We start from the raw sequence: 9457 nt of genomic DNA on the forward strand, positions 1-9457 counted from the left end.
AGCCAACTCGCGCGGAATGTCTCCGCTTGTTTTCGCTTTCTCTACTCCCATTTTCTTCTTTTTGCTCCTCTCTGGTGACAGAAAAATCCATATCTTCAGCCGCATTTTTCATAGTGATATGAAAGCGATTACAAACTTGTGATTAACGTTTTATTTACTTTTTTGAAGTGTGATGTAACGCAATCCGTTACATGCTCAATTGTCTATAGTTTTTTCGCGACGGTTTATTAACCAACAATAATCACCCTACGAGGACGCACTTATGTGGAAGCGCTTACTTATAGTCACAGCAGTTTCGGCAGCCATGTCGTCTATGGCAATGGCAGCCCCATTAACCGTAGGATTTTCGCAGGTTGGCTCTGAATCCGGCTGGCGCGCCGCAGAAACCAACGTGGCGAAAAGCGAGGCCGAAAAGCGCGGAATTACGCTGAAAATCGCTGACGGCCAGCAAAAGCAGGAAAACCAGATTAAAGCAGTCCGCTCATTTGTTGCCCAGGGCGTCGATGCCATCTTTATTGCGCCGGTCGTGGCAACAGGTTGGGAGCCGGTGTTAAAAGAGGCCAAAGATGCCGACATTCCGGTCTTTTTGCTCGATCGTTCCATCGATGTAAAAGACAAATCTCTCTATATGACTACCGTCACCGCCGATAACGTGCTGGAAGGCAAATTAATCGGCGACTGGCTGATTAAAGAAGTGAACGGCAAGCCGTGTAACGTCGTTGAGCTACAAGGAACCGTTGGCGCCAGCGTGGCGATCGATCGTAAGAAAGGGTTCGCTGAAGCCATCGCTAACGCGCCAAACATCAAAATTATCCGCTCTCAGTCCGGCGACTTCACCCGCAGTAAAGGGAAAGAAGTGATGGAGAGCTTTATTAAAGCGGAAAACAACGGCAAGAACATCTGCATGGTTTACGCCCACAACGATGACATGGCGATCGGCGCTATTCAGGCGATCAAAGAGGCGGGCCTGAAACCAGGCAAAGACATTCTGACGGGGTCAATCGACGGCGTACCGGATATCTACAAAGCGATGATTGATGGTGAAGCCAACGCCAGCGTCGAGCTGACGCCGAACATGGCAGGCCCGGCATTTGACGCGCTGGAGAAATTCAAAAAAGACGGCACGATGCCTGAGAAGCTGACCATTACCAAATCGATCCTCTATCTGCCGAATACCGCGAAAGAAGAGCTAGAGAAGAAGAAAAACATGGGCTACTAGTTTTCCCAGAGTATACCCGTAGGCCTGATAAGCGCAGCACCATCAGGCGTTGAGATGCCGGATGTCGACGCAAATGCGTCTTATCCGGCCTACATCCAGGCCGGTTAAAACGATGCCGGAGGAATGCCATGACCACCGACCAACACCAGGAAATCCTCCGTACAGAGGGCTTAAGTAAATTCTTTCCCGGCGTCAAAGCGCTGGATAACGTGGATTTCAGCCTGCGACGCGGCGAGATCATGGCATTGCTCGGCGAAAACGGGGCGGGGAAATCGACGCTGATCAAAGCGTTGACCGGTGTATATCATGCCGATCGCGGCACGATCTGGCTCGAAGGCCAGCCTGTCTCCCCCAAAAATACCGCCCATGCCCAGCAACTGGGGATTGGCACCGTGTACCAGGAAGTGAACCTGCTGCCCAATATGTCGGTAGCGGATAACTTGTTTATTGGCCGCGAACCGCGGCGCTTTGGCCTGTTGCAGCGCAAACAGATGGAAAAGCGCGCGACGGAACTGATGGCGTCGTACGGTTTTTCCCTTGATGTGCGCGAGCCGCTGAACCGCTTTTCCGTGGCAATGCAGCAGATCGTCGCCATTTGTCGGGCGATCGATCTCTCTGCGAAGGTACTGATCCTCGATGAACCTACCGCCAGCCTCGATACCCAGGAAGTTGAAATGCTGTTCGGCCTGATGCGGCATCTGCGCGATCGCGGCGTCAGTCTGATCTTCGTCACCCACTTCCTCGATCAGGTTTATCAGGTCAGCGATCGCATCACCGTCCTGCGTAACGGCGGCTTTGTGGGCTGCCGTGAAACCCATGCGCTGCCGCAGATCGAACTGGTCAAAATGATGCTGGGCCGCGAACTGGATACCCACGCGTTACAGCGTGCGGGCCGCACGTTGCTGAGCGATAAACCGGTGGCGGCGTTTAGTGATTTTGGTAAGAAAGGCACTATCGCCCCGTTCGATCTGCAAGTGCGTCCCGGTGAGATCGTCGGTCTCGCCGGACTGCTGGGATCCGGGCGAACGGAAACGGCGGAGGTGATCTTCGGCATCAAACCCGCCGACAGCGGCAGCGCACTGATCAAAGGTAAACCGCAGACCTTGCGATCGCCGCATCAGGCTTCGTGCATGGGGATCGGTTTTTGCCCGGAGGATCGCAAAACGGATGGCATTATTGCCGCCGCCTCGGTGCGGGAAAATATCATTCTGGCGTTGCAGGCGCAGCGCGGTTGGTTGCGCCCCATTCCCCGCAAAGAACAAAACGAGATTGCCGAGCGCTTTATTCGCCAGCTTGGTATTCGCACCCCTAACGCCGAACAGCCGATCGAATTTCTCTCCGGCGGCAATCAGCAAAAAGTCTTGCTGTCGCGCTGGTTACTGACCAAACCGCAGTTTCTGATCCTCGATGAACCCACGCGCGGGATCGACGTCGGCGCGCATGCCGAGATCATCCGCCTGATCGAAACGCTGTGTGCCGATGGTTTGGCCCTGCTGGTTATCTCATCGGAACTGGAAGAACTGGTGGGTTATGCCGATCGGGTCATTATTATGCGCGATCGCAAACAGGTGGCCGAGATCCCACTGGCTGAATTGTCCGTCCCGGCGATCATGAACGCCATTGCGGCCTAAGGAGACTATGGTGATGCCTCAATCTCTCCCTCAATCCAATCCGCCTGAACGACGGTTTCATTGGCCCAAGGGAATGCCACAGCTGGTGGCGCTACTGCTGGTGCTGCTGGTGGACAGTCTGGTCGCGCCGCACTTCTATCAGGTGATTTTGCAGGATGGTCGGCTGTTCGGTAGCCCGATTGATATTCTCAACCGCGCCGCACCCGTGGCGCTGTTGGCGATTGGTATGACGCTGGTGATTGCCACTGGCGGCATTGATCTTTCCGTTGGCGCTGTGATGGCCATTGCCGGGGCGACGACCGCGGCGATGACGGTGGCCGGGCACAGCCTGCCGGTAGTGCTGCTTGCCGCTTTAGGCTCCGGCATTCTGGCGGGATTGTGGAACGGAGTTCTGGTGGCCATCCTCAAGATCCAACCGTTCGTCGCCACGCTGATCCTGATGGTTGCCGGGCGCGGCGTCGCGCAGTTGATCACCTCCGGGCAGATCGTCACCTTCAACTCGCCTGAGCTTTCCTGGCTTGGCAGCGGCTCACTGTTACTGTTCCCCACGCCGGTGATTATTGCGCTACTGACGCTGGTGGTGTTCTGGCTGCTGACGCGGAAAACGGCGCTGGGCATGTTTATTGAAGCGGTGGGTATCAACATTCGCGCGGCGAAAAACGCCGGGGTCAACACCCGCATTATTGTGATGCTTACCTATGTCTTGAGCGGCCTGTGTGCCGCTATCGCCGGGATCATTGTTACCGCGGATATTCGCGGCGCGGATGCGAATAACGCCGGATTATGGCTGGAGCTGGACGCTATTCTGGCGGTGGTCATTGGCGGCGGTTCGCTGATGGGCGGGCGCTTTAACCTGCTGCTGTCGGTGATAGGCGCGTTAATTATTCAGGGGATGAACACCGGGATTTTACTGTCGGGCTTCCAGCCGGAACTGAATCAGGTGGTCAAAGCCGTCGTGGTGTTGTGTGTGCTGGTTGTGCAGTCACAACGCTTTATCAGCCTGATAAAAGGAGTGCGTGGTCATGATAAAACGTAATTTACCGCTGATGATCACCCTCGGCGTGTTTGTGCTGGGCTACCTCTACTGCTTGACGCAATTTCCGGCTTTTGCTTCCACCCGGGTGATTTGCAATATCCTGACCGATAACGCTTTTTTAGGGATTATCGCCGTCGGCATGACCTTCGTGATTCTCTCTGGCGGGATCGACCTTTCCGTTGGCTCGGTGATTGCCTTTACCGGCGTATTTCTGGCAAAGGCGATTGGCTACTGGGGGATTTCTCCGTTACTGGCCTTCCCCCTGATTCTGCTGATGGGCTGCGCGTTTGGCGCGTTTATGGGATTACTGATTGATGCGCTGAAGATCCCGGCGTTTATCATTACCCTGGCGGGAATGTTCTTTTTGCGCGGCGTTAGCTATCTGGTTTCTGAAGAGTCGATCCCGATTAACCATCCGGTTTATGACACGCTCTCCAGTCTGGCATGGAAAATTCCCGGCGGCGGTCGTCTGAGTGCGATGGGTTTGCTGATGCTGGCGGTGGTGGTCATCGGCATCTTCCTCGCGCACCGTACACGGTTTGGCAATCAGGTATATGCGATTGGCGGCAACGCCACCTCTGCTAACCTGATGGGGATCTCCACCCGCAGCACCACCATCCGTATTTATATGTTGTCTACCGGCCTGGCCACGCTTGCCGGCATTGTTTTTTCAATTTACACCCAGGCCGGTTATGCGCTGGCGGGCGTCGGTGTCGAGCTGGATGCGATTGCCTCAGTCGTGATTGGCGGTACGCTGTTGAGCGGCGGAGTGGGTACGGTTTTAGGCACCTTGTTTGGCGTGGCTATTCAGGGCCTGATCCAGACCTACATTAATTTTGACGGCACATTAAGTTCCTGGTGGACCAAGATCGCGATTGGTATTTTATTGTTTATTTTTATTGCCTTACAACGCGGTCTCACGGTGCTTTGGGAAAATCGTCAAAGCTCGCCGGTCAGCCGCGTAAGCACGGCGGCGACACCAAAGTAACATCCTGATTTTTCAAGAGACATTTAAATACCTAAACTTTTTCCGGTTGTAGTCGATAGGTTCTGTACAGGTCTGTTTTAACCCTACAACCGGAAATATAACAATGCCAAAATCCCTTTCAATTCGATCAAGTTTGTTGGTGTTATTGTCTCTGCTGGCGTTTCTGCTGTTGCTGACCGGCGGGATGGGGCTATACGCCTCTACCCGCATTATTACTTCATTGATTTATCACGGTATTATGAGTGCAGCAATGCTGGCGGCCATCGCCTTGCTGGCGGTTATTTGGTTTATGCTGCGAAATAAGTTTCTCAAACCGCTGGATAACATTGTTGAACAGCTGGAACGTCTGGCGACAGGCGATTTGTCGCCAGTTAGCGCGCCGTCGGCCAGCGCCGAATTCAACCGTCTCAACGCGGCAATGGATGAAATGCGCCATGCGCTGGGCGACTCGGTGCAACGCGTGCGTGACGCCAGCTCGCAAATTGATATCGGTAGCCGTGAACTGACGGCCGGAAACCAGCATCTGGCGCAGCGTACTGAATCGACAGCCACGTCGCTGGAACAGACCGCTGCCAGCATGGAAGAGTTAACGGCGACCGTGAAACAGAATGCGGACAACGCCGAACAGGCGCACCAGTTGGCAAAATCGGTATCGGATACCGCCGATCGCGGCAGCGAGATGGTGTGCTATGTGATCGAGAAAATGCGCGATATTGCCGGCAGTTCCAGTCGTATTGCCGACATCCTTAGCGTGATTGACGGCATCGCATTCCAGACCAATATTCTGGCGCTCAATGCCTCCGTTGAAGCGGCGCGGGCCGGTGAGCAAGGACGGGGTTTTGCGGTTGTCGCTGGTGAAGTACGTAATCTGGCCAGCCGCAGCGCCGAAGCGGCAAAAGAGATCCGCGCGTTAATCAGCGATTCGCACACTCACGTCGGTGAAGGGAGCGAGCTGGCGCAGCAGGCGGGCGAAACCATGGATGAGATTGCCACTGAGGTGATGCGCATGACTAAGCTGATGCGTGAAATCGCCAGCGCGTCCCAGGAGCAGAGTCGCGGCATAGAGCAGGTGAATATCGCGGTGATTCAGATGGATGAAACGGCGCAGCAAAATGCGGCACTGGTACAGCAGTCTTCAGCGGCTACCCGCTCGTTGGAAGAGCAGTCACATGCGCTGCTGGAGGCGATGGCGGCGTTTAAGCTACAGACAACGTAACCGAACGTAGGCCTGATAATGCGAAGTCGGTCACTGCATCATGCCGATTGCGACTTCGCTTATCCGGCCTACAACGTACAGTAGGCCGGGATAGGGCGTTTATGCGTCCGGGAACTCGCGGATAAAGCGTTCTACATCTTCAACCATATGGTCATTGCCCACGAAGAAGGAACGGCGCTGGTGCAGGCTTTCCGGAATGATATCCAGAATACGTTCTTTACCATCGCTGGCTTTGCCGCCCGCCTGCTCGGCCAGGAAGGCCATCGGGTTGCATTCGTACAGCAGACGCAGTTTCCCTTGCGGGTGGCTGGCGGTGCTTGGGTACAGGTAGATCCCGCCCTTCAGCAGATTGCGATGGAAATCCGCAACCAGAGAGCCAATGTAGCGCGAGGTGTACGGGCGCTGGGTTGACTTATCTTCTTCCTGACAGAATTTAATGTACTTCTTCACGCCATTCGGGAATTTGATGTAGTTGCCTTCGTTAATGGAGTACGTGCTGCCTTTTACCGGGAAGCGCATACGTTCCTGGCTGAGGCAGAATACGCCCAGAGAAGGATCGTAGGTAAAGGCGTGTACGCCACAGCCGGTGGTATATACCAGCATGGTGGAAGAACCATAAACCACGTAGCCCGCAGCAACCTGCTTGTTGCCCGGCTGCAGGAAATCCTCTTCCGTAACCGGTGTGCCGACTGGGGTTACGCGGCGGTAAATAGAGAAAATCGTACCGACAGAGACGTTAACATCGATGTTGGATGAGCCATCCAGCGGATCCATTAGCACAACATATTTTGCGTGTTCGCAGCCTTCGAAGACGACGATTTCATCTTCTTCTTCCGAGGCAATGCCCGCCACAATGTCGCGCGCCTTCAGTGCAGCTTTCAGTTTTTCGTTCGCGAACAGATCGAGCTTCTGCTGAACCTCTCCCTGCACGTTCTCAGCACCGCTGGCACCCAGGATATCGACCAGACCGGCCTTGTTGATATCGCGGTGGATGATCTTGGCGCCCAGCTTTATTGCCGACAACAAAGCAGTGAGTTCACCAGTAGCATGAGAAAACTCGTGCTGCTTTTCGACAATAAATTCACCTAACGTTTTCATAACACTTTCCCTGCAATTTATGTGGAGTAAAGCGACCGCAACAATATTAACAAATATTTCCATTGTTGCGCTTAGGTGAATCGCGCCAGCAAACTACGGAATATCCTGAAATGCGTTTCTCACTTGCCGGACATGTGCGTAAAATGGCCCCCAGATTAAAAAAGGATAGTGACGTATGCGCATTCATATTTTGGGAATTTGTGGCACTTTCATGGGCGGTCTGGCGATGCTGGCGCGCTCGCTTGGTCATGAAGTAACCGGTTCGGACGCCAATGTGTATCCGCCGATGAGTACCTTACTTGAGAAGCAAGGCATTGATTTAATTCAGGGTTACGATGCCAGCCAGCTCGACCCGCAGCCGGACCTGGTGATCATCGGCAACGCCATGACCCGTGGTAATCCCTGCGTGGAAGCGGTGCTTGAGAAGAACATTCCATACATGTCCGGCCCGCAATGGCTGCATGACTTTGTGCTGCGCGATCGCTGGGTGCTGGCGGTTGCGGGGACGCACGGTAAAACCACCACTGCCGGAATGGCGACCTGGATCCTTGAAGCCTGCGGCTATAAGCCTGGCTTTGTGATCGGCGGCGTACCGGGCAACTTTGAGGTTTCTGCGCGTCTGGGCGAAAGCGACTTCTTCGTGATTGAGGCGGATGAGTACGACTGCGCCTTCTTCGATAAGCGTTCTAAATTTGTGCATTACTGCCCGCGTACGCTGATCCTCAATAACCTTGAGTTCGATCACGCGGACATCTTTGACGATCTGAAAGCTATTCAGAAACAGTTCCATCACCTGGTACGTATCGTGCCGGGCCAGGGACGCATCATCTACCCGGAAAACGACATCAATCTGAAACAGACGATGGCGATGGGCTGCTGGAGCGAACAAGAGCTGGTGGGTGAACAGGGTCACTGGCAGGCGAAAAAGCTGACCACCGATGCATCCGTTTGGGAAGTGTGGCTGGACGGTGAAAAAGTGGGCGAGGTGAAGTGGGGCCTGGTCGGCGAACATAACATGCACAACGGTCTGATGGCGATTGCGGCTGCCCGTCATGTTGGCGTAGCGCCTGCCGACGCGGCGAATGCGCTGGGCTCGTTCATCAACGCCCGTCGTCGTCTTGAACTGCGCGGCGAAGCGAACGGCGTGACGGTGTATGACGATTTTGCTCACCACCCGACGGCGATTCTGGCAACGCTTGCCGCACTGCGCGGTAAAGTGGGCGGCACTGCGCGCATTATCGCGGTACTGGAACCTCGCTCGAACACCATGAAAATGGGCCTGAGCAAAGACGATCTGGCGCCGTCGTTAGGACGCGCGGATGAAGTGTTCCTGCTGCAACCACCGCATATTCCGTGGCAAGTGGCGGAAGTCGCTGAAGCCTGCGTTCAGCCTGCGCACTGGAGCGGCGATGTCGATGCGCTGGCAGATATGGTGGTGAAAACCGCACAGCCTGGCGATCATATCCTGGTGATGAGCAACGGCGGGTTTGGCGGCATCCATCAAAAACTGCTGGATGGCCTGGCGAAGAAAGCTCAGGCAGAAGAAGAGTAAAAAATGCCCGGTGGCGCTACGCTTACCGGGCCTACGATGCGTTGTAGGCCGGATAAGGTATTTGCACCGCCATCCGGCACTTTCGGCAGACGAAGAGGTTACGCCTCGTTTTCTGCCAGTTCTCGCAGGTACTGGAAAATCTGACGCGCTGATTTCGGCGGCTTGTTGCCCGCTTTTTCTTTCCTGGCGTTACGCACCAGAGAACGCAGTTGCTGACGGTCGGCGTCAGGCCACAGGTTCATCACTTCTTCGATGGCTTCATCGCTGCCGTCAACCATACGGTCACGCAGTTGCTCCAGCTTATGGAAGACAACAACCTGCTGGTTGTGACGGTTTTTCAGCTTGTCCAGCGCCTGACGGATAGGATCAACATCGCGCTGGCGCAACATTTTGCCAATCAGCTGCAGCTGGCGGCGGCGACCTTCCATCTTAATGCGCTGGGCCAGCTCAATGGCGGCACGTAAATCCGCGTCGAGCGGGATTTTATCCAGCGCGTTTTTCCCCAGTTCTACCAGTTCCACACCCAGGCGTTTTAACTCCTCGGCGTCACGTTTTATTTCACTTTTACTGACCCAGATAATTTCATCGTCTTCGTCTTCGATGTCATCACCGGGAACGTCGTCGAGCCAGTCTTCGGGCTGCTTAGTCATGTCAGGCTCCTTAAAAAAAGAGGCTAATGTTACCAGTTAAGATGCGCACTGAAAAACGGTTCTCTGT

The 9457-nt window shown here is 54.6% G+C and carries 8 protein-coding genes; 6 read left to right on the top strand and 2 right to left on the bottom strand.

Annotated elements, in window-relative coordinates; genetic code table 11:
• The first annotated feature begins 262 nt into the window (after positions 1-262).
• The 5 genes from ytfQ to KQJ18_RS18350 all read left to right on the top strand — a co-directional run bounded on the left by ytfQ (position 263) and on the right by KQJ18_RS18350 (position 6090).
• The gene (gene ytfQ, locus KQJ18_RS18330) at positions 263-1219 is read left to right on the top strand and encodes a galactofuranose ABC transporter substrate-binding protein YtfQ (RefSeq protein WP_216422456.1); all 957 of its coding nucleotides are present in this window, start codon (positions 263-265) and stop codon (positions 1217-1219) included.
• A 128-nt stretch (positions 1220-1347) separates the two neighbouring features.
• Positions 1348-2850 (top strand): galactofuranose ABC transporter, ATP-binding protein YtfR, encoded by a 1503-nt coding sequence (gene ytfR / locus KQJ18_RS18335; protein WP_216422457.1) that lies wholly within the window; start codon positions 1348-1350, stop codon positions 2848-2850.
• A 13-nt stretch (positions 2851-2863) separates the two neighbouring features.
• The gene (gene ytfT, locus KQJ18_RS18340) at positions 2864-3886 is read left to right on the top strand and encodes a galactofuranose ABC transporter, ATP-binding protein YtfT (protein WP_038642975.1); all 1023 of its coding nucleotides are present in this window, start codon (positions 2864-2866) and stop codon (positions 3884-3886) included.
• Positions 3873-4874, top strand: a complete 1002-nt coding sequence (yjfF, locus tag KQJ18_RS18345) for a galactofuranose ABC transporter, permease protein YjfF (RefSeq protein WP_085048453.1) — start codon at positions 3873-3875, stop codon at positions 4872-4874. The genes ytfT and yjfF overlap by 14 nt, the downstream gene beginning before the upstream one ends.
• A gap of 103 nt (positions 4875-4977) precedes the next feature.
• Positions 4978-6090: a methyl-accepting chemotaxis protein gene (locus tag KQJ18_RS18350; protein WP_074458528.1), complete on the top strand. Its 1113-nt coding sequence runs from the start codon at positions 4978-4980 to the stop codon at positions 6088-6090.
• A gap of 99 nt (positions 6091-6189) precedes the next feature.
• Here the strand turns inward: KQJ18_RS18350 and fbp are convergent, their stop codons facing one another.
• On the bottom strand, positions 6190-7188 hold the full coding sequence (gene fbp / locus KQJ18_RS18355; RefSeq protein WP_032940279.1) for a class 1 fructose-bisphosphatase: 999 nt from the start codon (positions 7186-7188) through the stop codon (positions 6190-6192).
• A gap of 175 nt (positions 7189-7363) precedes the next feature.
• On the opposite strand from fbp, the gene mpl reads away from it, so the two are divergent.
• A complete protein-coding gene (mpl, locus tag KQJ18_RS18360) occupies positions 7364-8740 on the top strand; it encodes a UDP-N-acetylmuramate:L-alanyl-gamma-D-glutamyl-meso-diaminopimelate ligase (RefSeq protein WP_038636634.1) in 1377 nt (458 codons plus the stop codon).
• Positions 8741-8838: 98 nt separating this feature from the next.
• On the opposite strand, the gene yjgA is transcribed toward mpl, so the two are convergent.
• Positions 8839-9390, bottom strand: a complete 552-nt coding sequence (yjgA, locus tag KQJ18_RS18365) for a ribosome biogenesis factor YjgA (protein WP_038636638.1) — start codon at positions 9388-9390, stop codon at positions 8839-8841.
• Positions 9391-9457: the final 67 nt, after the last annotated feature.

This window comes from Citrobacter sp. S55_ASV_140 (assembly GCF_018919505.1).
Taxonomy (GTDB): domain Bacteria; phylum Pseudomonadota; class Gammaproteobacteria; order Enterobacterales; family Enterobacteriaceae; genus Citrobacter; species Citrobacter werkmanii.

Bases quoted from the DNA above. Each gene is read 5' to 3' on its own strand.
- ytfQ (WP_216422456.1), top strand. From the start codon at position 263: ATGTGGAAGCGCTTACTTATAGTCACAGCAGTTTCGGCAGCCATGTCG.
- ytfR (WP_216422457.1), top strand. From the start codon at position 1,348: ATGACCACCGACCAACACCAGGAAATCCTCCGTACAGAGGGCTTAAGT.
- ytfT (WP_038642975.1), top strand. From the start codon at position 2,864: ATGCCTCAATCTCTCCCTCAATCCAATCCGCCTGAACGACGGTTTCAT.
- yjfF (WP_085048453.1), top strand. From the start codon at position 3,873: ATGATAAAACGTAATTTACCGCTGATGATCACCCTCGGCGTGTTTGTG.
- KQJ18_RS18350 (WP_074458528.1), top strand. From the start codon at position 4,978: ATGCCAAAATCCCTTTCAATTCGATCAAGTTTGTTGGTGTTATTGTCT.
- fbp (WP_032940279.1), bottom strand. From the start codon at position 7,188: ATGAAAACGTTAGGTGAATTTATTGTCGAAAAGCAGCACGAGTTTTCT.
- mpl (WP_038636634.1), top strand. From the start codon at position 7,364: ATGCGCATTCATATTTTGGGAATTTGTGGCACTTTCATGGGCGGTCTG.
- yjgA (WP_038636638.1), bottom strand. From the start codon at position 9,390: ATGACTAAGCAGCCCGAAGACTGGCTCGACGACGTTCCCGGTGATGAC.